At 63.5% G+C, this 24,030-nt stretch carries 19 protein-coding genes and 4 tRNA genes; 12 read left to right on the top strand and 11 right to left on the bottom strand.

Going from position 1 to position 24,030, the window contains the following annotated elements:
• Positions 1-7 precede the first annotated feature (7 nt).
• The 7 genes from senA to ASR47_RS16615 all read left to right on the top strand — a co-directional run bounded on the left by senA (position 8) and on the right by ASR47_RS16615 (position 7,547).
• The gene (senA, locus tag ASR47_RS16645) at positions 8-1,201 is read left to right on the top strand and encodes a selenoneine synthase SenA (protein ID WP_245714375.1); all 1,194 of its coding nucleotides are present in this window, start codon (positions 8-10) and stop codon (positions 1,199-1,201) included.
• Between the two features lie 39 nt (positions 1,202-1,240).
• Entirely contained in the window at positions 1,241-3,175 is a 1,935-nt protein-coding gene (locus ASR47_RS16640) for a UvrD-helicase domain-containing protein (RefSeq protein ID WP_065308882.1), read from the top strand.
• Between the two features lie 104 nt (positions 3,176-3,279).
• Positions 3,280-4,179, top strand: coding sequence for an NAD-dependent epimerase/dehydratase family protein (locus ASR47_RS16635; RefSeq protein WP_065308881.1), 900 nt, complete (start codon positions 3,280-3,282; stop codon positions 4,177-4,179).
• A gap of 363 nt (positions 4,180-4,542) precedes the next feature.
• Positions 4,543-4,926, top strand: coding sequence for a LiaF transmembrane domain-containing protein (locus ASR47_RS16630; RefSeq protein ID WP_065308943.1), 384 nt, complete (start codon positions 4,543-4,545; stop codon positions 4,924-4,926).
• On the top strand, positions 4,916-5,716 hold the full coding sequence (locus ASR47_RS16625) for a LiaF transmembrane domain-containing protein (RefSeq protein WP_065308880.1): 801 nt from the start codon (positions 4,916-4,918) through the stop codon (positions 5,714-5,716). Before ASR47_RS16630 ends, ASR47_RS16625 begins: the two co-directional genes overlap by 11 nt.
• Before the next feature lie 13 nt (positions 5,717-5,729).
• Complete coding sequence (locus tag ASR47_RS16620) at positions 5,730-6,806, top strand: sensor histidine kinase (RefSeq protein ID WP_065308879.1); 1,077 nt, start codon at positions 5,730-5,732, stop codon at positions 6,804-6,806.
• A 12-nt stretch (positions 6,807-6,818) separates the two neighbouring features.
• Positions 6,819-7,547 carry a LytR/AlgR family response regulator transcription factor gene (locus ASR47_RS16615; RefSeq protein ID WP_065308942.1) on the top strand — a complete coding sequence of 243 codons (729 nt, stop codon included), beginning with the start codon at positions 6,819-6,821 and terminating at the stop codon, positions 7,545-7,547.
• On the opposite strand, the gene ASR47_RS16610 is transcribed toward ASR47_RS16615, so the two are convergent.
• Positions 7,528-9,813, bottom strand: coding sequence for an ATP-dependent DNA helicase (locus ASR47_RS16610; protein ID WP_065308941.1), 2,286 nt, complete (start codon positions 9,811-9,813; stop codon positions 7,528-7,530). The genes ASR47_RS16615 and ASR47_RS16610 overlap by 20 nt on opposite strands.
• Entirely contained in the window at positions 9,810-11,477 is a 1,668-nt protein-coding gene (locus ASR47_RS16605) for a VRR-NUC domain-containing protein (protein ID WP_065308878.1), read from the bottom strand. The genes ASR47_RS16610 and ASR47_RS16605 overlap by 4 nt, the downstream gene beginning before the upstream one ends.
• Before the next feature lie 183 nt (positions 11,478-11,660).
• Between ASR47_RS16605 and ASR47_RS16600 the strand changes: the two genes are divergently transcribed.
• Positions 11,661-12,884, top strand: a complete 1,224-nt coding sequence (locus ASR47_RS16600; RefSeq protein ID WP_065308877.1) for an MFS transporter — start codon at positions 11,661-11,663, stop codon at positions 12,882-12,884.
• Positions 12,881-13,522, top strand: coding sequence for a helix-turn-helix transcriptional regulator (locus ASR47_RS16595; RefSeq protein WP_245714374.1), 642 nt, complete (start codon positions 12,881-12,883; stop codon positions 13,520-13,522). Before ASR47_RS16600 ends, ASR47_RS16595 begins: the two co-directional genes overlap by 4 nt.
• Positions 13,523-13,616: 94 nt before the next feature.
• Here the strand turns inward: ASR47_RS16595 and phaP are convergent, their stop codons facing one another.
• From phaP to ASR47_RS16575, 4 genes are all read right to left on the bottom strand, one after another.
• On the bottom strand, positions 13,617-14,225 hold the full coding sequence (gene phaP, locus ASR47_RS16590; RefSeq protein WP_065308876.1) for a TIGR01841 family phasin: 609 nt from the start codon (positions 14,223-14,225) through the stop codon (positions 13,617-13,619).
• A gap of 106 nt (positions 14,226-14,331) precedes the next feature.
• Positions 14,332-14,526, bottom strand: a complete 195-nt coding sequence (locus ASR47_RS16585; protein WP_065308875.1) for a hypothetical protein — start codon at positions 14,524-14,526, stop codon at positions 14,332-14,334.
• A gap of 1 nt (position 14,527) precedes the next feature.
• A complete protein-coding gene (locus tag ASR47_RS16580; RefSeq protein ID WP_065308874.1) occupies positions 14,528-16,777 on the bottom strand; it encodes an ATP-binding protein in 2,250 nt (749 codons plus the stop codon).
• A 100-nt stretch (positions 16,778-16,877) separates the two neighbouring features.
• A complete protein-coding gene (locus tag ASR47_RS16575) occupies positions 16,878-17,306 on the bottom strand; it encodes a winged helix-turn-helix transcriptional regulator (RefSeq protein WP_065308873.1) in 429 nt (142 codons plus the stop codon).
• A 112-nt stretch (positions 17,307-17,418) separates the two neighbouring features.
• Between ASR47_RS16575 and ASR47_RS16570 the strand changes: the two genes are divergently transcribed.
• A complete protein-coding gene (locus ASR47_RS16570; RefSeq protein WP_065308872.1) occupies positions 17,419-18,270 on the top strand; it encodes an SDR family oxidoreductase in 852 nt (283 codons plus the stop codon).
• A 67-nt stretch (positions 18,271-18,337) separates the two neighbouring features.
• Here the strand turns inward: ASR47_RS16570 and ASR47_RS16565 are convergent.
• The 5 genes from ASR47_RS16565 to ASR47_RS16545 form a co-directional block, all read right to left on the bottom strand.
• Positions 18,338-18,422: transfer RNA gene (locus ASR47_RS16565), tRNA-Leu, on the bottom strand.
• A gap of 68 nt (positions 18,423-18,490) precedes the next feature.
• A tRNA-Leu gene (locus ASR47_RS16560) sits at positions 18,491-18,575 on the bottom strand.
• Positions 18,576-18,645: 70 nt separating this feature from the next.
• Positions 18,646-18,730 (bottom strand) — tRNA-Leu (locus ASR47_RS16555).
• A gap of 147 nt (positions 18,731-18,877) precedes the next feature.
• Entirely contained in the window at positions 18,878-19,966 is a 1,089-nt protein-coding gene (locus ASR47_RS16550) for an NF038122 family metalloprotease (protein WP_065308871.1), read from the bottom strand.
• A 194-nt stretch (positions 19,967-20,160) separates the two neighbouring features.
• A tRNA-Leu gene (locus ASR47_RS16545) sits at positions 20,161-20,245 on the bottom strand.
• Between the two features lie 375 nt (positions 20,246-20,620).
• Here ASR47_RS16545 and rnr point away from each other — a divergent pair.
• A complete protein-coding gene (gene rnr, locus ASR47_RS16540) occupies positions 20,621-23,125 on the top strand; it encodes a ribonuclease R (RefSeq protein ID WP_065308870.1) in 2,505 nt (834 codons plus the stop codon).
• 3 nt (positions 23,126-23,128) lie between these two features.
• Positions 23,129-23,872: a 23S rRNA (guanosine(2251)-2'-O)-methyltransferase RlmB gene (gene rlmB, locus ASR47_RS16535; protein ID WP_065308869.1), complete on the top strand. Its 744-nt coding sequence runs from the start codon at positions 23,129-23,131 to the stop codon at positions 23,870-23,872.
• The last annotated feature ends 158 nt before the right edge of the window (positions 23,873-24,030 follow it).

Raw genomic sequence — 24,030 nt, 5'->3', positions numbered from 1 at the left:
TCAATACATGACTTTACCCAATGCCTCTTTCCGCCACGCCAGTGCCCAGCAACTGGCGCAAGCCCTGATCGCCGCGCGCCGGCATACACTGGCGCTGTTCGACCGTTATGCGCAGGCGGGCTATGATGTGGCCGCGCGCCTGCCGCAAGAACCCCATCTGCTTCCGCCACTATGGCAACTGGGCAATATCGCCTGGTTTGCAGAGTGGTTTATCCTGCGCGAAGCACCGAGCAGCCATCCGGCCGACGCCGTCTACAATGGCCTGCTGAGCCGTGGCGACGACCTGTTCGACGCGAATATTGTGGCGCACCACGCGCGCTGGAGCCTGGAGCTACCCGCGACCGGCGCCGTCAGGATGTATGCCCATGAAGTGCTGGACCGGGTGCTCGACAAGCTGTCGCGCACGGCCAGTGTCGACAGCGCCCTGTACCCGTACCGGCTGGCGCTGGCGCATGAAGACCGGTGCGGCGAAGCGATGCTGGCCGGCCTGCAATGGCTGGGCGTGGCCGCGCCCGCCGGTTTGCCGGACAGCCGCCTGGGGCCGGCCGGCGGCCAGCTCGCTTTTCCGGGCGGCAGCATCGAACTGGGCTCCAGGCCTGGCGCCGGCTTTGCCTTCGACAATGAATGCCCGCCGCAAGCTTGCTACGTGCCGCCGTTTGCCATCGACAGCGCAGCCGTGACCAACGCCCAGTTCGCCGACTTCGTGCTCGATGGCGGCTACCAGAACCGCCAGTTCTGGAGCGCGGCCGGCAGCGCCTGGCTGATGGGCCAGGAGCGTTCCTCGCCGCTGTACTGGCAGCGCGAGGCGCTGCAGTGGTGCAGCCGCCGTTTCGGCCAGCCGGCGATGCTGCCGCCGCAGGAAGCGGTGCGCCATGTCAACCTGTATGAGGCGCAAGCGTATTGCGCGTGGATCGGCCGCCGCCTGGCGACCGAGGCCGAATGGGAGTATGCTGCGCTGGCGGGCCACCCGCTGTTTCAATGGGGCCAGGTGTGGGAATGGACGGCAACGCCGTTCGAGCCGTATCCCGGTTTTGTACCCGGCGCCTGGCGCGAATATTCGGTGCCGCACTTCCTGCACCACCAGGTGTTGCGCGGCGCTTCATTTGCCACGCCGCCCAGGCTGGTCTCGCCGCGCATGCGCGCCTTCCAGGCTCCCGAACGCGGCGATGGGTTTACCGGCCTGCGCACCTGCTCCTGGTAAATATCCAACGCCACCGGGCACCATCACACAGGATTTCTCTTGAGTATAGATAACACCGCGCAATTTGCGCCCAAGCGCATCACGCCCACGCCAGAACAGCTGGCGATCCAGACGGCGCAAAAAAAAGTCGTGCTGATCGACGCCAATGCGGGCGCCGCGAAAACCACCACCCTGGCGCTGCGCCTGGCCGAAGCGCTGCATCGCGGCCGTCCGCCCGAGCGCATGCTGGCGCTGGTGTTTACGGAAGCGGCGCGCGTGGCCCTGCGCCAGCGCCTGCTCGACATCGGCGTGCCGCTGGGCGTGGTCAAGCGCTTGAGCATCGACACCTTCGACGCCTTTGCCGCCAAGGTGCTGCGTGAACTGGAAGGCGTGCAGATGGCCTACCTGCGCAGCGACGAGGAACTGCGGCCGGTGGCCTGGGAAGCACTGGAAGCAGTGTCCGAGAAATACGCCCACCGTTATCCGCTGGACATCAACACCACCAATGCGGCGATAGCCGAGTTCCTGAAACTGCAGCTGCGCACCAAGGCCAGGCTCGATTTTGACGCACCGGACTTCGACAGCAATACACTGGAAGACAATCTGGAGATGCTGGGCATGTCGCGCACGCATTATCTGTGGCTGCGCGAATATGAAGGATTGCGCGGCGCCGATACGGGCGAGATCCAGTTTCGCGCGCCGTTCGACGCCACCTACGACCTGGTGCGCATGCTGGCCGACGACGAGCCGCTGCGCCAGCAATTGCCGGCCTACCAGATTATCGTCGCCGACGAATTGCACGATCTGAATGAAGCGTCGTTTCGCCTCTTGACCATGCTGATACGGCGCGGCAACGCGTTTTTCTGCGGCGCCGGCGACAAGGACCAGGTGATTTATACCTGGTCGGGCGCCGACCACCGCTTCCTGCGCCAGCGTTTCGAACAGGAGTTCCCGTCCTTGCAGCGCATGCCGCTGACGGCTTCCTACCGCTACGGCACGCAGCTGGCGCAGGCCGTGGGCGCCTTGAAGAACAAGCCCAGCGTGTCGGCGTTGACGCGCGCCACGCCGGTCGAGGTGCTGTACTACGACCATACCGAGCCGCAGGCGTGCAGCGCTCAGCTGATCGCCGCGCTCGAACACGCGCATGCGGGCACCACCGCGATTTTGCTGCGCGACCGCGATCAGGCTATCCGCGTGGAAACGGCGCTGTTCCAGAGCGGCATCGCCTATGGCCTGGTCGACATGAACAGCTATCTGCTGAACCAGGAAGTACTGATGCTGCGCGGCATGGTCGCGATTGCCCGCAAGGACTTGCACGCGATCACGAGCGGCCCACGCCGCGGCGAGATCCTCGAAGCGCTGGTGGCGTTTGCGGAAATCCCGTTTACGCGCGCCCAATTGCAGCAGGCCAAGGCCGATGTGGCCAACTACCCGGAGTTGCTGGAGGGTTTCCTGACCAACCAGCTGGCCAAGTCCGTCAACCAGGACAAGGCGGCGCTGACCCTGGCCGCCGTCGAGTACCTGCGTGAGTTGCCGCCGGACGCGCCGGCCGGCCCTGCCTTGCAGCATGTGTTTGCCATGCTGCAGCTGGAACAGACGGCGCGCCGCATCTATGTCGACCCGGCCCAGGCGCGGGTGGTGGCGCGCTCCTTGCACGGCTTTATCGCCGTCTGCACGGAAGCGCGTGTCGCCGTCGGCGGCTTTGCCGGCTGGCTCGGTGAAATGGAAGAGGCCGTGACGGTGTCGACCGGCAAGGCCAAGCTGGTGATCGCCTGCATCGACCAGATCAAGGGCCTTGAATACAACCACGTGATCCTGCCTTACCTGGCGGTTGACGAATTCCCGCGCAGCAAATCCGATCCGCTGGAAGAGGAAAACCGCTTTTATGTGGCCGCCACCCGCGCGCGCGACCGGCTGACGATACTGGCGCCGCAAGACCCCGCCTATCAAAGCCGCTATATCGCCGTGCTGCCGCCTGGCAAGGCCAAGCGCTGATTGTTGCTGCGCCTGCATAAATCATTTGCCGTACCAGAGCTGTTTGCGCAGCAGCATGCGGCGCATACTTGTTTGCCGTGATTACAGCAAACAAGGAGCAAGCCATGAAAGTATTTCTGACAGGTGCGGCAGGGTTTATCGGCAGTTCCATCGCCGCAGGGCTGGTCGCCGCTGGCCACCAGGTCACCGGCCTGGTGCGCAAACCGGAACAGGTGGCCGAACTGGCCACCATCGGCGTGCAGGGCGTGCTCGGCACCCTCGACGACCGTGAACTGATCATCGAACAGGCGAGGGCGGCCGACGCCGTCATCAACGCCGCCAGCAGCGACCATCGCGGCGCCGTGGAAGCCATCATCGAAGCGCTGGCAGGCAGCGGCAAGCCTTATCTGCACACCAGCGGCTCGTCGATTGTCGGCGACGCGTCGGGCGGCGAGGGCAGCGTACACATTTACCATGAAGACAAGCTGCCGGCGCCGACCGCCGACAAGGCGGCCCGCGTCGCCATCGACGACCTGGTCCTGGCGAGCGCCAGCGACGGCGTGCGCGCCAGCGTGCTGTGCAATACCCTGATCTACGGCCACGGCGCCTTGCCGCGCGACAGCGTGCAGCTGCCGCGCCTGCTCAAACAGGCGCGCAAGAGCGGCATCGTGCGCCATGTGGGACCGGGCCGCAATAGCTGGTCGAATGTGCATATCGATGATGTGGTGGCGCTGTATCTGCTGGCGCTGGAAAAGTCGCCGGCCGGCACCTTTTACTTTGTCGAGTCCGGCGAAGCGGCCTTCCGCGACATGACGGCGGCCATCGCCGAGGCGTTGAAGCTGGGGCCGGCGCAGGACTGGCCGCTGCCGGAAGCGATCGCCGAATGGGGTTACGAGATGGCCTCGTATGGCCTCGGTTCGAACAGCCGCGTGCGTGGCGAACGGGCACGTGCCCTGGGCTGGCAACCAAAGGGACCGGCCGTGCTGGACTGGATTGCCCACGATATGCTCAAGCCACCTTATTGATACAGATCAGAACGCTGCCTCTATGTGCGCTGGCGAACGGTGCAAAACGCCGATCGCGGTTAAGATGGCATCGCTTCGGTTGAGGCGCACTGCCGTGAAGTTGGCGGCATGTTCGATCTTCCAGCAGGTCAGCCGGTCGCCTCAAGGATCGGCACCAGTTTCCAGCGCGTGAATAGCGTTCAGACGCCACGCACTCTTGTTTTCTCCGGCGTCTGTTTTGAATGACCCCTTCAGGGCCGGCTCAGCCGGCCTTTTTTTTCTTCCGCGCCGTTCACCGACTCCCGTCCGCCATTGGCCGAACAGGCATTTCCTTTTTTTGCCTCCCCGCGTATCTTTACGATCAACCAACAACCAGAGGCTATCGTGAAACATGAACAAGCTTATTGGCGCCGCACCCAGCTGCTGTGGGGCGTGCTGCTGATCGTCGTCGGCGCCGTCTTCCTGCTCGACAGGCTCGACATCATCTACCTGCGCGACTATCGCCAGCTATGGCATTATTGGCCCGTGATCATGGTGCTTTTCGGCATCAACAAACTGGTGGCGCCGGTCTCGGCCAAGCAGGTGCTCAGTGGCCTGTGGCTGATCTTTTTCGCCGCCTGGTGGTATGTATCGTACGAAGAACTGTGGAACCTGAGCTTCTACAACAGTTGGCCCGCCCTGCTGATCGCCTGGGGCGTGGGGCTGGTGCTCGAACCGCTGCTGAACAAACACTTCATGGCCTACCGGGAGTCCGAGCATGAACAATAAACCGCAAGGCGATTCGCCATCGCAAATCATCCTCGGCGTGCTGGTGATCGGCCTGGGGCTGGTATTCCTGCTCGATAACCTGGGCTTGATCAGCGTGCGCTACACCTTCCGCTTCTGGCCCACCCTGTTGATCATCTTCGGCTTGCTGAAGATTTCGCAAAGCCGCACCCGTTCCGGCTATGTGCTGGGCGGCGTGATGGTCCTGCTGGGCGTGACCTGGACCTTTCGCGCCATGGGCCTGTTTTATATCAGCTGGAACATGCTGTGGCCGCTCGTGATTATCGGCATCGGCATTGCCGTGGTGAGCAAGTCGCTGCCCGGTGGCCGGCAACGCCAGCGCCACCGGCGCTTTGCCGCACGCCAGCAAAGCGCTGCACAGCCTGATGCATTCGGCCAGGCCCGCAATGGCGCCGTGTCGCTGGACAAGGCGGCCGCACCCGATGCCAACGGGCAGGTCGACGACGACAGCATTATCGAAGTGTCGGCCATTCTTGGCGGCTTCGTGCGGCGCGTGTCGTCGCAGCGTTTTCGCGGCGGCGATATCAATGTCATCATGGCCGGCTGCGAGATCGACCTGCGCCAGGCCTCGATCGAAGGCGAAGCCGTGCTCAATGTGTTCGCACTGTGCGGCGGCATCACCATCAAGGTGCCGCCCGACTGGAGCGTGATCCTGCAAGGCACGCCGATTCTGGGCGGCTTCGAAGAGAAAACCATCGTGCCGCCGCACCAGCACAAGCGCCTGTATGTGAGCGGCTACGCCATCATGGGTGGCCTGGAAGTGCGCAACTAGGCCCGCCGCCCGCATGACTCCAGCCCTGTCGAGACGGCGCGCCGCCGTGGCAGCCTTCCTGGTGTGCCTGGCGCTGGGGCTGGCGCTGGCCTTCGTGCTGTCGCGCTCGGCGCCGGTGCCGTGGATCAATGCCGCGCTGCTGGTGGTGCCGGCCACCCTGGTGTACGCCATCGGCACCGGCTTTTCCACCTTCTACCTGTGCCGCGCCTACCCGCTCAACGCCCGCCACCCGGCCGCCATCCTCGTCGTGATGCTGGTGGCGGCGCTGTTTGCGGGCCTGCTGTGGGCCACCTTGCTGCAATTTATCAATAGTCTCAGCCAGCTGCCCGAAGTGCCCTGGCTGGGCGTGCCCCTGAGCCAGAGCCTGCTGCTGCTGTTTTTTGGCCTTGGCGTGCTGCTGTACTGCCTGGCTGGCGCCGTGCATTATCTGCTGCTCGAATTCGTGCGTGCGAAGACGGCCGAACAGCGCGGGCTGGAAGCGCGGCTGTCGGCGCAGCAAGCCCAGCTGCGCATGCTGCGCACCCAGATCGATCCGCATTTTTTGTTCAACAGCCTGAACTCCATCAGCGCGCTGACGTCCATCAATCCGGCGGGTGCACGCACCATGACGGTGGAACTGGCCAGTTTCTTCCGCCAGAGCCTGAGCCTGGAAGCGCACAAGCACATTACCCTGGCGCAGGAACTGGTGCTGATACGCCACTTCCTGGCGATCGAGCAGGTGCGCTTCGGCGAACGCTTGCAGGTGGAGGAAACCGTCGACGAGGCGGCGCTGGCGTGTCTGTTGCCGCCCATGCTGATACAGCCGCTGGTGGAAAACGCCGTCAAGCACGGCATCTGCGGCCTGACCGGAGGCGGCGTGATCACGGTGTCCGCGCGGCGCGTGGGCAGCCTGCTGCGGATACAGGTGCGCAATCCTGTCGACCACGAGCAAGTGTCGCCGCGCGGCAATGGTGTCGGCCTGGACAATGTGCGCCAGCGCCTGCTGGGCGCCTACGGCCACGATGCGGGCGTGCACTGGGCGCGCCAGGGCGACGGTTTCGAAGTGAGCATATCGATGCCGGCGCAGACCGGTTTTACGGAGGAACATTAAATGCAAGGCAAGATGCGGGTGGCGATTGTCGACGATGAAATGCTGGCGCGGGCCGTGTTGCGCGAATACCTGGCGCGCCACGACGATATCGAGATCGTGGCCGAATGCGCCAACGGCTTTGAGGCCGTCAAGGCGATCGCCGAGCTGGCGCCGGAACTGGTGTTTCTCGACATACAGATGCCCAGGCTGGACGGCTTTGAAGTGGCCGAACTGATCGGTGCGAAAACCCGTTTGATTTTTGTCACCGCCTACGACCAGTATGCATTGAAGGCCTTCGAATGCCATGCGCTCGATTATCTGTTGAAACCGTACAGCGAGCAGCGCTTCGAGCAGGCGCTGGCCCATGCGCGGGCCCAGCGTGCGCCGGGCGCCGCCCTGCAGACCGTGGTGTACGAGGCCGCCACGCGCACCGCGCCTTTGTCGCGCGTCCTGATACGCGACGGCGCCACCGTGCATGTGATTGCCGCCGCCAGCATCGCCTATATCGAGGCGCAGGACGACTACGTCAGCATCTGCGCCGACGGCAAACGGTGGCTGAAAAGCCAGCGCCTGAGCGAACTCGAAGCCCAGCTCGACCCGGCAAAATTCCTGCGCGTGCACCGCTCCTACCTGCTCAATATCGACGGCATCAGCCGCATCGAACCGGCCACCAGGGACAGCCACGTGGCCATCCTCGCTGACGGCACGCGCATTCCCGTGAGCAAATCAGGCTATCAAAAGCTCAAGCTGCTGGTCGGCTGAATTTGTCGGCTTTATCTGTCAGCTGGACGTCCCACCAGGTGGGCAGCAGCTGGCGCACTTCCGGCCGCGCAAAGCGGTCGTCGATCAGGTAGACCACGCCCTTGTCGGTCTGGGTGCGGATCACGCGCCCGGCCGCCTGCACCACCTTCTGCATGCCCGGATACAGATACGTGTAGTCGTAGCCGGCGCCGAAGATGTCGCCCATGCGCTGGCGTATCTGTTCATTGACCGGGTTGATCTGCGGCAGGCCCAGGGTGGCGATAAAGGCGCCGATCAGGCGCGCGCCCGGCAAATCGATGCCTTCGCCAAAGGCGCCGCCAAGCACGGCAAAGCCGATGCCGCGCGTCTCCAGGCCGAAGCGACCCAAAAACCGCGTGCGCGCCGCATCGTCCATGCGGCGCGGCTGCTGCCAGATCGGCACGTCCGGGAAATGCTGGGCGAACAAGGTGGCGGTCTTTTCCATATAGTCAAAGCTGCTGAAAAACGCCAGGTAGTTGCCGGGGGTTTCGGCATACTGCTTTGCCATCAATTCCACGATCGGCAGCAGGGACGCGGCGCGGTGCTGGTAGCGTGTGGAAATATTGTCAGCCACGCGCACGGCCAGCTGTTCGGCCAGGAAGGGCGACTCGACGTCGACCCAGGCGGTGCCGGGCGGCATGCCCAAGGTGTCGTTGTAGTAATTCCAGGGACTCAAGGTGGCGGAAAACAGCGCCGTGCTGTGGCTGGCCTCGAAGCGCGGTGCCAGGAAGGGCGCCGGCACGATGTTGCGGATGCAGATGGTCGAGCCGGCGGCCGTCTTGCTGACGTCAAACAGCGAATGGTCGCCGAAACTCTCGGCCAGGCGGTTGATCAAGAGCACGTCAAAATAAAAGCGCTGCAGGTCCTCGTCCAGCGAGGCCGCATGCTCGGCCATGTAGTCGCCGATGGCGGTGGCCACGCCCTGCAGGGCGCCAAAGAATTTTTCGGGCAAGGCCGCATGCACCAGGTAGTCGTCGCTTTGCTCCTTGAGCAGTGCGCTCCACTGGCGGTTCAAGCGCTCCAGCGGCTTCTTTAACGGCTCGGGCGCGAACTTGCGCAGGCCCTTGAGCGCGCCATGTTCAAGCTCGGCCGTGTACATGCCGCGCGCGCGCGCCACCATATTGTGCGCTTCGTCGACCAGCACATTGACCTTCCAGTCATGCGCCAGGGTCATGCCATAGAGCATGGCGCTGAGGTCGAAATAATAATTGTAGTCGCCGATCACCACATCGCTCCAGCGCGCCAGCTCCATGCCCAGGTAGTAGGGGCACACGCCCTGCTGCAGGGCGACCGCGCGCACGGCTTCCTTGTCGAGGATCAGGCCACTGGCCAGCGCCACTTCGCGCGCCAGCGGCAAACGATCGTAAAAGCCGCGCGCCAGCGGGCACGATTCGCCATGACAGGCCTTGTCCGGGTGTTCGCAGGCGCTCGATTTTGCGCTCAGTTCCAGCACCCGCAGCGGCAGCAAGGGCGCGCTGTTTTTCAGGATGGCGCAGGCGTCGAGCGCCATCTGCCGGCCTGGCACCTTGGCGGCGAGAAAGAACAATTTGTCCAGGCCATGGGCGGCCGTCGCCTTGAGCATGGGAAACAGGCTGCCCACCGTCTTGCCGATGCCGGTCGGCGCCTGCGCCAGCAGGCAGCAGCCGCGGTTGCTGGCCTTGTACATGGCTTCGGCCAGCTGGCGCTGGCCAGGACGAAAGCCGGCGTGGGGAAAGGCCATCGCCGCCAGTTGCCGGTCGCGGCTGTCGCGGTGGGCCAGTTCCTGTTCGGCCCAGTCGATAAACAAGGCGCAATGCTGTTCGAAAAACAGGCGCAGCACGTCGGCCGTGCACTCTTCGTGCATCACCGTTTCCTTCTGGCTGGCGATATCGAAATACACAAGCGCCACGCGCAGCATGGGCAGGTTCAGCTGCAGGCACAGCAAGTGGCCATAGATGCGCGCCTGCGCCCAGTGCAGCTGCCGGTGATTGGCCGGCATGGCGGACAGGTCGCCACGGTAGGTCTTGATTTCCTCGAGCTGGCGGCGGGCCGGATCGTAGCCGTCGGCGCGCCCGCGCACATGCAGCGGGCCGAAGTCGCCGCACAGGCTGATTTCGCGCTGGTAATCGTCGTCGCGCCGGCCGGTCACGGTGGCGTGGCCGGCCATGCCTTCCTGCGCCGTGGGCGAGGGCGTGAAGCGCAGGTCGAGGTCGCCCACCTTGGCGGTAAATTCGCACAGGGCGCGTACGGCAATGGTGTATTTTTTCATGCCGCCACCGCCTGCGACCATTGCAGGTAGCACACGGTCACCGGCATGGCGTGCTGGGCGCAATAGGCGATCCAGCGCTGCTGGTTGTCCTGCAGGCGATCACCTGGTCCTTTGACTTCGATCATGCGGTAGCGCCGTTCGGCCGGCCAGAACTGGATCAGGTCGGGAAAGCCCGTGCGGTTGCTTTTTATGTCGAGCAAGATGCGTTCAAACGCCTTTTTCAAATGCCGGGCCGGGATGCAGGCCAGCGCCAGTTCCAGCAGTTCGCCATCGAGTACCTGCCAGCTGACAAAGGGCGATACGATGCCGGCCTTGGCGGCATGGGTGGCGCGCATGCTGGCGCGGTAGTCGCCATTGTCGAGCTGTGCCAAACATGTTGCAAAGTCGTCCAGGCGGCGCGCATGGAAGTCGGCGCTGTGCAGGTCGGCCGGGCCACGGTGAAACGGGTGGAAAAAGGCGCCGGGGATCGCCTTGAAGATCGCCTGCCAGCACAACAGGCCGAACAGGGAATTGATCAAGGTGTTTTCCACGTAATAGACGGGCGTGTCTTGCCGCATCAAATGCTGTTGCACCACGCCTTCCACATGGCAGCTTTCTTGCGGGAAGGGCAGCAGCAGATCGATGCGCTCGACCGGCGCGGCCGGGGTGGCCGACTGTTTCGCATGGCCCAGTTTGCGCCGCAAGCGGGGCGCCATGCGCAGCAGCAACTGGCGCTCGGCCTCGCTTTCGGGCGCTTGCAGGGCGATCGCCAGGCGCTCGTAGGCGGCGCCCGGCTGTTCATCTTTTTCCAGCACGCGTATCGCCCGGGCACGCGCGCCCGGATAGCGGCAGTCGGCATAGGCGCGGTAGGCGGCAGGCCAGTCTTGCGACTTTTCCAGTTGCTGGGCGATCTGGAACTGCAATTTGTCGCGGCGGCTGGCCAGCCAGGCGTTATCGGTCACGGGCGCCAGCGCCGCCAGTTCCTGCAAGACTTGGTCAGGGGAGGCGGGCACCAGCGCGTCGTTGAAGCGCTCGCGGCACTGGTGCAGCACTTCATAATGGGCAATATCCTGGCGCGTGCGAAAGCCGCGCGAGGCCGGCGAAAACTCCACTTTTTCATATTGGTACACGCCCAGGTCGGACAGCACGAATTCCGACCAGTCCTGGTGGTAATTGCCAAAGTAGATCAGCCGCAGCCGGTCGCACAGGGGCTGATTGCAGATGCTGTAGAGCACATCGTTCGACGCCGGATACCAGGCGGAAAAAGGCTGTTCGCCCGGATGCCGCTCGCACAAGGCCGCCAGCTGTTCCGTCTTGCGCGCCGCTTTCAAGGGGCCGGCGAGGGCAAATACCTGCTGCAGCTCGGCCTTCAGCAGCAGCTCGAACAGGGTGGCGATATCGATGGCCGGGTCCGCCACTACCCAGCCGGTGGCCAGCAGGGGCAGGGCGGCGGCGCGCGTGTCGCCGATCTCGGGATAGTTGAGTTTGCTGGTGCGAAACAGACAACCCTTGCGCATCACCAGGCGCACGAACAGCGCGCGCGAGGCCTGGGGCAGTTGCGCGAACTGCGCGATGAATTGTGTTTCCTCAATGCTCAGCAGATCGGCATAGCGTTCGCTGATCCAGTTCAGCACGCCCTGGAAGTTCTCCAGATAGTACAAGGGATTTTCCAGGACTCTCAACATGATGGGGCAGGCAAGCTCTTTGATGTTACTCGGACATGATTTTACTGTGTTTATATACAGTTTAAACCCTGGCGGCCAGCTTGCCCAGCGATTTTCCCGCCGCCGTCTGGCCGGCGTTGCGCCGGCATCGATAAGTAAGCAAATATGTTTACATATTGCAAGTTGACCGGTATATTCCGAGGTATGAAAAATAGTATCCTGATTACCGCCGCCTGCCTGCTGGCCCTGCTGTCGACTATCGGCGCCTCCTTGCCGTATCCGATTTTGCCACCGCTGTTTGCCGCCGAAGCGCCGAACGCGTTCAATAATTTTCTTGGCCTGCCATCGAAATTGCTGTTCGGCCTGGCGCTGACCATCAACCCGCTGGGCCTGCTGATCGGCTCGGCCTTGCTGGGGCCGCTGTCGGACCGCTACGGCCGCCGGCCCCTGCTGATGCGCACCGCCGTCGGCGCCGCCATTGGCCATGCGATCACGGCGTGGGCGCTGGTGATCCAGTCCTATCCGCTGTTTATCGTCGCGCGCTTTATCACCGGCCTGCTCGAAGGCAATGGCGCCGTCGCGCGCGCCATGCTGGCCGACCAGTTGCAAGGGCCGCTGCGCCTGCGCGCCATGTCGTGGCTGAACGGCGCTTTTTACCTGGGCTGGCTGGTCGGCCCCATCCTCGCTGGCGCGACCCTGGCATGGGGCGTGACGGTGCCATTCTGGATTGCCGCTGGCGCGCTGATGCTGGTGGCCGTGCTGGTGGCGGTGGGCCTGGCGCGCGAAACGCCGTCATTGCTGACGACCTCGTGGTGGCAAGTGGCGCGCGATCGCCATTCGCTCAACCTGCTGCGCCACCAGGAGCTGCGTACCCTGTTCATCGTGCAGCTGGCGCTGACCTGCGGCGTGGCCAGCTTCTACGAGTTTTACCCGCTGTGGCTGGTCGAGACGGCGCACTACAATGCGCAGGCGATTGCCTGGGTGAATGTGGGTCTGTGCGGCACCATGACGATCACCTCGCTGCTGGCGGGCGGACCCAGCCGTCATGCGCCGCTGCTGCGCGCCGGCTGGTATGCCTGCGCCGTGGCGCTGGCCATTTTCGTGCTGGCGATGGGCAATATCTGGGTCGGCATCGCCGCCATCGTGCTGTTCGGCATCCCGAACGCGCTGTACAACACGGTGATACAGGGCTGGTGCGCCGAGCGTTTCAGCGCGCACGGGCAGGGCGCCGTGATGGGCTTGCTGTCGACCACCTTCTGTATCGCCAATATCGTCGTTGCGCTGGGCGGCTCGCTGCTGATTCTGATCGATACGCGGCTGGTGCTGATCGTCGGCGCACTGTGCGCGGCCTGGTCGGCCTGGCGCATGAACGGCTGGCGCCGCCACCTGAACGCCGCCGATGCGCCCGACCTGAAGGCGGCCGCATGAGCGCCACCGTGGCCACCTCGCAGCAGATGCTGTTGCTGCTGAAGATGCGCGGACCGCAAACGGCGCAGCAGATGGCCGTCCTGCTCGATATCACCTCGATGGGCGCGCGGCGCCAGCTCGAAGCGGCGCTCGGCAAGGGCCTGGTCGCTTTCGAGGACGTGGCCGACAAGGTGGGCCGGCCGTCGCGGCGCTGGTCGCTGACGGACGCCGGCCATGCGCGCTTTCCCGACCGCCACGCCGACCTGACCCTGGAATTGATCAGGCAAGTGCGGCAGCTGTTCGGCGACGAGGGCATGGACAAACTGATCGCCGCGCGCGAAGCGGGCAGCGAGGCGGTTTATCGGGCTTGCATCGATGACGGCGCATTGCTGGCCGAACGTGTGGCCAGCCTGGCGCTGGCGCGTGATGGCGAAGGCTATATGGCCGATAGCGAAGCGCAGCCGGACGGCAGCGTGTTGCTGGTGGAAAACCATTGCCCGATCTGCGCGGCGGCGACCGCCTGCCAGAAATTTTGCCGTTCGGAGCTGGCGATCTTCCAGCGCGTGCTGGGTGACGATTGCATGGTGGAGCGCAGCGAGTATTTGCTGGAGGGGGGCAGACGTTGTGTGTACCGGATAACCCCGGTAAGGGCGACGTAGGTCGGATTAGCGGCGAAGCCGCGTAATCCGACAACATCGTTGGCCATGACCGTGGTGTTGTCGGATTACGCGCAAGCGCTAATCCGACCTACGCCTATTTCTTTGCTGCCTTGGCCGCTTTCGGCATCACTTTTTCAGCCGCTTCCTGTACCCCGGCCGTTGCCTTGTCCGACGCCTGCGCGACCTGCGCCGAAGCCTTGGCGATCTGCTCTTCCACCGTTTTCACGGCCTGTTTGGTCGCCTTGGTGACTTGCTCGTAGCCTAGGAAGGCGTTGTCGATGGCGGCCTTGACGATGGCGACGGCGTTTTCCGAGCCGGGTGGCACGTTTTTCGTCACGTCGTAGATCAGCGCGCTCAGGTTGCTTTTCGCTTCGGCCACATGGGCTTCGGCGGCGGTGGTAAATTCGGTGTGGATGTCCTTGATGATTTCATCGAGCTGCTGCTTGTAGGCCTTGGCGCCGGCCACGCCCGGTTGCAGCTGGGCGGCGGCGGCGGCCATCGCCGCTTTCGGATCCTTGGCCTGGCTCATTTCCTTGCCGGCGGCAATGCTGTCTTCCATGCCGGCCTTGGCGGTGGCCATGTTCAATGCCAGCACTTGCTCCACGCCTTGCACCGCCTTGGTGGTGAGGGTGTTGAAGGTCATCAGCTGGAATTCAAACAGGGCCTTGGTGGCCGATGCGAATTGTTCGGGATTCGTAAACATGTGGTCTCCTCGGTGAAATAGATATGACTGCACTATCTTTCCATGCGCGTTCCATGCGTGTCATCGCTTGTTGTCAAGCCGGTTGCCCCGTGTTGTTATGACCCCATTATTTAACAAGCGCCGGTTTTTCGCAACGGCTATCTTTGTATGGTCCCGAGGCCAGTTCCCAGCCGAAGCCCAGGGTCGACTGCGCGCACGACAGGGTGCCATCGACCTTGCTGCGCCATTTGTACCAGGGCGCCGGTCCGGCCAGCGCCACGGCGCAGGCGGCCAGCAGGGCGGTTGCAATCAGCTGCTTCATCTCATGCTCCGGCGATGGCGCCGGCCGGTGGCGCGACGGCCGGCAGGTGCAGTGTAAAAGTGGTGCCGGCGCCGCTGCTGGCCGCCTCGATGTGGCCGCCGAGCACGCCGGTGACGATATTGTGCGCCACGTGCAGGCCCAGGCCCGAGCCGCCCGAGCCGAGCCGGGTGGTAAAGAAAGGGTCGTAGATGCGCGCCAGGTCGCCGGTGGCAATGCCCGTGCCATTGTCGGCAATGGCGATGCTGATGGTCTCGCCATCCGCGCTGGCGCGCGCCGTGATGCCGATGGCGCCGCCACGGCGCCCTTCGAAAGCGTGGCGCACGCAGTTTTCCACCAGGTTGGTCAGCACCTGGCCCAGCGGGCCGGGATAGCTGTCCATCGCCAGCGCCGGCGCCACATCCTGGCTCAGCACATGGCCGGCGCCCTTGAGCGTGGCCGACAGTGGCAGCATCAGCTCGGCCACAAACTGGCGCAGCGGGAAGTGGCGGCGCTGCGAGCTGGCGCGGTCGACGGCGATCTGCTTGAAGCTCGACACCAGGTCGGCCGCGCGCTGCAGGTTGCGCAGCACGATGGCGTCCGCTTCGCTGGCCTGCGCCAGGTAGGCTTGCAGTTCCGAGCGGCGCAGGCCATCTTGCAAGCCGGCCTGCAGCGCCTGCGTGCGTTCGGCCATGGTGGTGGCCACCACCAGGCCGTTGCCGATCGGCGTATTGAGTTCATGCGCGATGCCGGCCACCAGCGCGCCCAGCGCCGCCAGCTTGTCGCGCCGCACCAGTTCGCCCTGGGTAATCGACAGGTGTGCGAGGGCCGCCGCCAGTTCGCGGTTGGCCTGTTCCGATTGTTCCTTGGCCAGGGTCAGCGCGGCCGTGCGCCTGGCCACCAGGTCTTCCAGGTGGGCGCGGTGGCGCTGCAATTCCTGTTCATGGCGCATGCGGGCGATCGCAATGCCGGCCAGGTCGGTGGCGACGTCGATCAGCATCAGTTCCTGCGGCACCGGGCTGCGCACTTCGCGGTAGTACATGGCGAACGAACCGAGGACCTGCTCGTCCTGGCCGAAGATCGGCTGCGACCAGCAGGCGCGCAGGCCGAAGGTGGCGGCCAGGCCGCGATACGGCGCCCACAGCGGATCGTGTTCGATATCGCTGACCACCACCGGTTCGCCACGGAACATGGCGGTACCGCAGGAGCCCACGCCGGCGCCGATCTCCATGCCGTCGAGCAAGTCCATGTAGTCGCGTGGCAGGCTCGGTCCGGCGGCGCTGCGCATGCGCCGTCCGTCTTCGTCGAGCAGCATGACGGAGCAATACACGCCGCCCGACTGGCCTTCGATCAGCAGCAGCAGGCGATCAAGCGTGGACACCAGCGGTGCGCCCTTGGCGATCATTTCCAGCAGCGCATTCTGTCCGGCGCGCAAGGCTTCGGCCAGGTTGCGCTCGGTAAGGTCGATAATGCGCGCGTGCACCAGCTGGCGGCCCGGCACCGACAGGCGCATCAGCCGGATTTCGCAGGCGATGGCGTGACCGTCGCGGTGGCGGCACTCGGCGCGAAAGACCACGATCCTGCCTTGCAGGGTGTCGTGCATTTTTTCCTGCAGCAACCGGGGCGAGGCCATGCCGTCCGCCTGCCGGGCGGGAAAGACGCGTTCCAGGCCGCCTTGCAACAGGATCGCCAGCGGCATGCCGAACAGTTTCTCGGCCAGGTGGTTGGCGTCGATCAGCAAGGCGTTGTCGATGTCGAACAGCAGCACCGCATCGGGCGAGCCGGCCAGGATCGAGTGGTAATTGACTTCCAGGGTTTGCGGATGGAAGGGGCGCGCCGCCATGCTGTCAGGCTTGCTGATGGTCTCGCCATCGGTCTTGTGCGCCTTGTGCAGCGCCAGTTCCATCAGGATTTTTTCGGCCACGTCGCGCGCATTGAACGGCATCTTGATATAGTCGCTGGCGCCGGCGCCCACGCTGCGGCCCTGTTCTTCGGCGCTGGGCGAGGACGACATCAGCAGCAGCGGCACGCCATGGCGCTCGGCCGCATTGCGCAGGCGCAGGCAAGTGGCGTCGATATTGGCGCCGGCCAGCGCCGCGTCGAGCAGGATCAGGTCGGCGCCGCCGGCAGCCAGTTCCACGCCGGTATCGATATCGCCGGCCACGCCCGTGCCCAGGTTGTGGCGGTCCAGCTCATACAGCAGTTCGCGCACATCGCTGGTGGCAGGGCTGACCAGCAAGACCCTGGCCCGGTCGGAGGAGATCAACTGATTCATGGAGTCGCAATCATGACGCCTGTCGTTGAACCTAGTATTGCATCAAGCCCTGCCACTGTAAACGTCACGTTAGTAACAAAAAGCAATACTATTTTTCGCATCAAGCTGCCAGTGCCGGCGGTGCGGCCTGCCCCAGCGCGGCGCGCGCCTGTTCGATGCGCGGGTAATTGTCTTCGATCCAGTCGACCAGCCCGGCCAGCCGTTCGGCCGCCTCGCGCCCCAATGGCGTCAGGCTGTATTCCACTTTGGGCGGGATCACCAGGTAGGCCTGGCGCAGCACGAAGCCGTCGCTGCACAGCGCGTCGAGGGTTTGCGCCAGCATTTTTTCGCTGACCCCGCCCACTTCTCGGCGCAGTTCGCTGAAGCGCCGCGTGCCACTGAGCAGCAAGACCAGCACCAGCACCGCCCAGCGGCTGGTCAGGTGGCTGAGCACGGCGCGCGAGGGGCAGGTGGCCGCCATCAGGTGGGCGTCCTTGTGCTGTTTGGCAAGCGCGGCGCGCAGGCTGGCGCCCGGTATGTCTTCGGTCATGATGGTTGGCCTTGAAAAAAGAAACTTCATACTTACCAAAAGGTACGTACTTACATTTGGTAAGTGATGGCGCTATTATAGATTTTTCTCACCCAACAACCAAGGATTTATCATGATCGTCATCACCGGCGCCACAGGCCAGCTGGGCCAGCACGTTATCGCCAGCCTGCTGAAAACCGTTCCAGCCAATACCATCGTCGCCGCCGTGCGCAATCCGGCCAAGGCCGCCAGCCTGGCCGCGCAAGGCGTGCAGGTGCGCCAGGCCGACTACAACGACGGCGCCAGCCTCGACGCGGCCTTCCAGGGCGCCAGCAAGATCCTCTTGATCTCGTCGAGCGAAGTGGGGCAGCGCGCGCAGCAGCACCAGAACGTGATCGACGCGGCCAAGCGCGCCGGCGTGGCGCTGCTCGCTTACACCAGTGTCCTGCGCGCCGACACCACGCCGCTGGGCCTGGCGGCCGAGCATGTGATTACCGAAGCGGCGATCCGCGCATCAAGCCTGCCGTTCAGCTTCCTGCGCAACGGCTGGTACCTGGAAAACCATACGGAACACCTGGCGCCGGTGCTGGAACACGGCGTGGTGCTGGGCGCGGCGCAGGATGGCCGTTTCTCGTCGGCCGCGCGCCGTGATTACGCCGACGCGGCCGCCGCCGTGCTGACCAGCGAGGCGCCGCAAGCCATTTATGAGTTGGCCGGCGACGACAGCTATACCTTGAACGACTACGCGGCCGAAGTGGCGCGCCAGTCGGGCAAGCAGATCGTGTACAAGGACTTGCCGCAGGCGGACTTCAAGGCGGCGCTGGTGAGTGTCGGCGTGCCGGACGGCGTTGCCGAAATGCTGGCCGATTCCGATGCGGGCACGGCCAAGGGTGGCCTGGAAGAGCATGGCCAGCAGCTGAGCACCTTGATCAAGCGTCCGACCACGACGCTGGCCGAGGCGGTGAAAGCGGCGCTGGCGAAATAAAAGGGGCGGCATAATGAAAAAAGCCGCAGACTGATGAAAGTCTGCGGCTTTTTTGCGAATATGGTAATGGTGCCCACGAAGGGACTCGAACCCCTACACCCGAAGGCACATGGACCTGAACCATGCGCGTCTACCAATTCCGCCACGTGGGCACTGATGTTGCCGTACTACTTTATTGCTTGATACTTTGTTGCGGATAACAACGAAAACCGCTCGCTGCTGGTGCCCACGGAGGGACTCGAACCCCCACACCCGAAGGCACATGGACCTGAACCATGCGCGTCTACCAATTCCGCCACGTGGGCATATGTATCACTGACTGCGTGCTGCTGTTTTTACTGCTTTGCTGCGGATAACAACGAAAACTGCCGTTGCTGGTGCCCACGGAGGGACTCGAACCCCCACACCCGAAGGCACATGGACCTGAACCATGCGCGTCTACCAATTCCGCCACGTGGGCATTGTGCTGCTTGTTTGCTGCTATCTTGCTCGTCGCTGCGTGTTCTGCAGCGACGGACAAAATCATAAGGGTTGGCGCGCATTCGGTCAATCAACATTTGCTGTTTTCTTCAAGAAAGCCCTTTTTCACTTGAAAAAAGCGCCTCCCTTATGAAAACTGCCTGTTTTTGTGGCGCAGCAAAGCCATCAGCGCCAGTCCCAGGCCCAGCAGGGGCAGGGTGCCGGGCACCGGCACGGCGAACAGGCTGACGTCCCAGCCGATGGCGTCGAGTGCGATCAGGTCGTTGGCGCGCAGCACCAGCCGTTCGCCGTAGGCCACGGTCGGGTCCATGATGCCAAGACCCAGCTGGTCGCGCCAGTGGCTGGCCTGGTCGCCTTCGCCGCCGTGATAGACGCCGTTGGCAAACAGCGGGCCCCGCGTGACGCCGCCGTCGAGCGAAAAATACTTGTCGCGGTTGTCGGCCGTCCAGTCGATCACGCCGGCCGCCGTGCTTTCGTCGGAATAGCGGAACAGGTCCAGCGGCGCCACATAGGTGAATTCGGTATCGTCATACGGCCCCGCATTGGGCGGCGAGTTGTAGTCGAGGATATCGACGCCACTGAGAAAGCCCAGCGCATGGCCGATTTCGTGCATGGCCACGCCGATAAAGTCGATGGCGTTGGCGGCAATGCCGTTGCCGGGATCGAAATCAAAGGTGAAGTCGCTATTGAACTGGATGAAGCCGTCGCAATCGCCCAGGCAGCCGGGCAGCGACTGGGCGGGTGGCGCGATGCCCAGCGCCTTGGCCTCGGCATTGCTCATGAACAGGTATTGATTGTTGTCGTCGCCGTTGTTGTCGACGTAGGGCACTTCGCTGCCGGGGCCGTTTGGGTTGTTGGCCGTGCGGTTGATCAGTACGCCAAAATCGTCGCCACCGGGCAAGTTGTTCACCGCCTGCCGGTCGTAGGACGAGGTGACGTCCTGCGCCAGCGCATTGCGCACATCGCCGTAGCGGTAAAACGCTTCGCTCGAACCGGTCTGGCCCAGGATGCTGTTGCCCAGCGAATTGAAGCCGACCGTCAGTTCGATCGTGACATTGTCGCTCAGCACGCGCGACCATTGCGCGGCGGCTGTCTGGAAGCCTTGCTGCGCCTGCAGCGAGGTGCCGGGAACGTATTGCAGGTTGAAGATGGGGGCGGCGGTGCAGGCCAGGGGCAGGCTGATGGCCAGGCCGAGAAGAAATGAACGGGTTTTCATGGCGACTCCACAAAGTGAGGGGGACGCCATCACCACGCAAAAAGCGTGCTCGACTATTAAAATCAGGGACTTGCGTGAAAGACAGGGGTGTGGGCGCCGTCGATTGTCAGAAATGCCGACAGCCAAAATGGACGCCGAGAAATGAAAAAAGCCGCAAACTCGTGAAAGTTTGCGGCTTTTTGCGAATTAGGTAATGGTGCCCACGAAGGGACTCGAACCCCTACACCCGAAGGCACATGGACCTGAACCATGCGCGTCTACCAATTCCGCCACGTGGGCACTGATGCTGCTTACTACTTGACAATAAACTGCGTCAATTCTGCTATTATAGCGACTTGAAGAGTTTTGCGCCAGATGAGCTTTCGCTCCATACTGCACATCAACCCTGTACCGCTTTCCTGTAACGTTGCACCGGTGACGGTGATTCGCTGCAAGAGACAAGGATTATAGAGCAATATTTGCCGATGTCAAATACCTGGCGCATTTTTCCGCACATTTTCATCAGGGGACGGGCCAGGCCGGTTCCCGGTACGCTGTCTGTTAGGCAAACCAAGGCGTCCTCCGGTACACTACGGCCTATCACCGTGTCGATTGACGGTGATGTCATCGGCCTGTTTCCGTTTGATCACTGTCAATACAACTATAGAAATACTTTTGAGCCAAAATACCCACACCATCCCCAGCCGGGAGGACATTCTCGGCATATTCCGCAGCGTCAACGCGCCTCTCGATCCGCAGTCACTCGGGAAAACGCTGCAAGTGCATGCCGACTCCATGGATGTCCTGGTTCGTCGCCTCAAAGCGATGGAGCGCGACGGCCAGCTCAAGTCTGATGCCAGCGGCGTATTCAGCCTGGCCGACCAGAGCGCCCTGGTGGCCGGTCGCGTGACCAGCCACCGCGACGGCTTCGGCTTCGTGATTCCCGACGACGCCAGCGCCGACCTGTTCCTGCCTGAAAAAGAAATGCAGAAAGTGCTGCATGGCGACAAGGTCATGGCGCGCATCGTCGGCACCGACCGCCGCGGCCGTCCGGAAGGCACGATTGTCGAAGTGACCTACCGCGCCAATACCCATGTGATCGGCCGCCTGATCCAGGAAAACGGCACCTGGGTGGTGGCGCCCGAAGACCAGCGCATCGGCCAGGATATCCTGGTGACCGGTTCGGTGGGCAAGGCGAAAGCCGGCCAGATCGTCAGCGTCGAGCTGACCGAGCAGCCGATGCGCTTCAAGCAGCCGGTCGGCAAGATCGTCGAAGTGCTGGGCGCGCTGGACGACCCCGGCATGGAAATTGAAATCGCCGTGCGCAAATTCAATGTGCCGCATATCTTTTCCGCCGCCGCCCTCAAGCAGGCTGAAAAGCTGCCCTTCGAAGTGCGCGCCGCCGACCTGAAAGAGCGGGTCGACCTGCGCGACGTGCCGATGGTCACCATCGATGGTGAAGACGCACGCGACTTCGACGATGCCGTGTATTGCGAACCGGTGAAAATTGGCCGCGCCAACTGCTTCCGCCTGATCGTGGCGATTGCCGACGTCAGCCATTACGTGAAACCGAACGACGCGCTCGACACCGACGCGCTCGAACGCAGCACCTCGGTGTACTTCCCGCGCCGCGTGATTCCGATGCTGCCGGAAAAACTGTCCAATGGCTTGTGCTCGCTGAACCCGGCCGTCGACCGCCTGACCCTGGTGTGCGACGCCGTCGTCACCGACAAGGGCGAGATCAAGGCCTACCAGTTCTACCCGGCCGTGATCCATTCGGCCGCGCGCCTGACGTATGACGAAGTGGCCACGGTACTGGGCAACACCAAGGGTCCCGAAGCGGCACGCCGCGCCGAGATCCTGCCGCACCTGCAAAACCTGGAGCTGGTCTATCGCGCCTTGCTCAAAGCGCGTACCGCGCGCGGCGCGATCGACTTCGAAACCACCGAAACCTATATCGTCTGCAACAGCGCCGGCAAGATCGAAAAGATCATTCCACGCACCCGCAACGAAGCGCACAAGATCATCGAAGAGTGCATGCTGGCGGCCAATGTCTGCGCGGCCGACTTGCTGCTGCGCCACAAGCATCCGGGCACCTACCGCATCCACGCCAGCCCGACCAAGGAAAAGCTCACCCAGGTGCGCACCTTCCTGAAACAGGTCGGCCTGAACCTGACCGGCGGCGACACGCCAACGGCCACCGATTACCAGACCCTGATGCAGCAGATCAAGCTGCGTCCCGACGCGGCCCTGCTGCAGACCATGCTGCTGCGCTCGATGCAGCAAGCCGTCTACAGCCCGGACAATATCGGCCACTTCGGCCTGGCGTACGAGGCCTATGCCCACTTCACCAGCCCGATCCGCCGCTATCCCGACCTGCTGACGCACCGCGCCATCAAGGCCATTTTGCAAGGCAAGAAATACGAGCCGAAATTGTCCGACAAGACCGTGCTCAACACCAACGTGTCGAACGCCACGCGCAAGCAGCAGGCGAAAGACAAGGCCGACGGCAAGCCGAAGAAAACCGACCTCACCATCTGGGATGCGCTTGGCGTGCATTGCTCGGCCAACGAACGCCGCGCCGACGAAGCGTCGCGCGATGTCGAAGCCTGGCTCAAGTGCTACTTCATGCAGGATAAACTGGGCGAGGAATTCACCGGCACCATTACCGGCGTGACCACCTTCGGCGTGTTCGTGCAACTCGATACCCTGTTTGTCGAAGGCCTGGTGCATGTCACCGAGCTGGGCACCGACTACTTCCAGTATGACGATGCGCGCCATGAACTGCGCGGCGAACGCACCGGCAAGCGCTACCAGCTGACCGACCGCCTGACGGTGCAGGTCGCGCGGGTCGACCTGGAAACGCGCAAGATCGACCTGCGCCTGGTGACCGAAGGCGAAGCGGCCGGCGACGACGCCAGCGACAAGCCGGCACCGGCCGGCGGCAAGCGCAACAAGAAATCGATGGTGAAACCCGGTCCCGCGACCGAGCAGCGCCATGAAATCAAGGCCGGCGGCGCCAATGGCGCCAATGGCAGCAATGGCGCGGCCAAGCCGAAGCGTGGCAAGTCCACCAGCAGCAAGAATGGCAACACCAGCAATACCCCGGTCGCGGCGCCTGCCGCGGCGGCGCCCCGCGCAGCAAAAACCGGTTCGAAAACAAGCAGGAAGAAACGATAAACAATGAAGAATAAAATGATTTTCGGCTTCCACGCCGTGACCTCGCGCCTGCGTCATGAAGCGTCGTCGGTGGAAGAAATTTTTGTCGACGCCAGCCGCGTCGACGGCCGCATGAAGGACATGATCGCCGCCGCCAAGGCTGCCGGCGTACGCGTCATGCCCGTCGATTCGGCGCGCCTGGACAAGATCGTCGGCACGCGCCGCCATCAGGGCGTGATTGCGTTTGCGTCGCAGTTGTCGCTGGCGCGCAACCTCGACGAGTTGCTCGACGCCGTCGACGGTCCACCGCTGCTGCTGATCCTCGACGGCATCACCGACCCGCACAACCTGGGCGCCTGCCTGCGCGTGGCCGACGGTGTCGGCGCACACGCCGTGATCGTGCCGAAAGACCGCGCCGTGGGCCTGAACGCCACCGCCGCCAAGGTCGCCAGCGGCGCCGCAGAGACCGTGCCGTACATCACCGTGACCAACCTGGCGCGCACCATGCGTGAACTGAAGGACCGCGGCATCTGGCTGATCGGCACCTCGGACGATGGCGAAAAAGGCCTGTACGAAGCCGACTTCACCGGCCCGACCGCGCTGGTCATGGGTTCCGAAGGCGAAGGCATGCGCCGCCTGACGCGCGACACCTGCGACATCCTCGTCAATATCCCGATGTTCGGTTCGGTCGAGAGTCTGAACGTGTCCGTGGCGTCGGGTGTGTGTCTGTATGAAGCCCGCCGCCAGCGCATCGCCCTGGAAGCATAAAAAACGCCCATGGCGGCGTTGCACTGCCTCGCCGTACCAATCGTACTGTCTTCGGCAATGCGCCTTGCCCTGAACGTTTTTTAGCGCTTCCAGATAATCAGCCGCCGCCCTCGAGGCGGCGGTTGTTTATCTGCCTCCCAAGCAAGCCCCCGCGCAAT

The sequence above is a fragment of the Janthinobacterium psychrotolerans genome (genome assembly GCF_001677885.1).
Classification (GTDB): domain Bacteria; phylum Pseudomonadota; class Gammaproteobacteria; order Burkholderiales; family Burkholderiaceae_D; genus Janthinobacterium; species Janthinobacterium psychrotolerans.
This window is presented reverse-complemented; position numbering and strand designations above follow the sequence as displayed.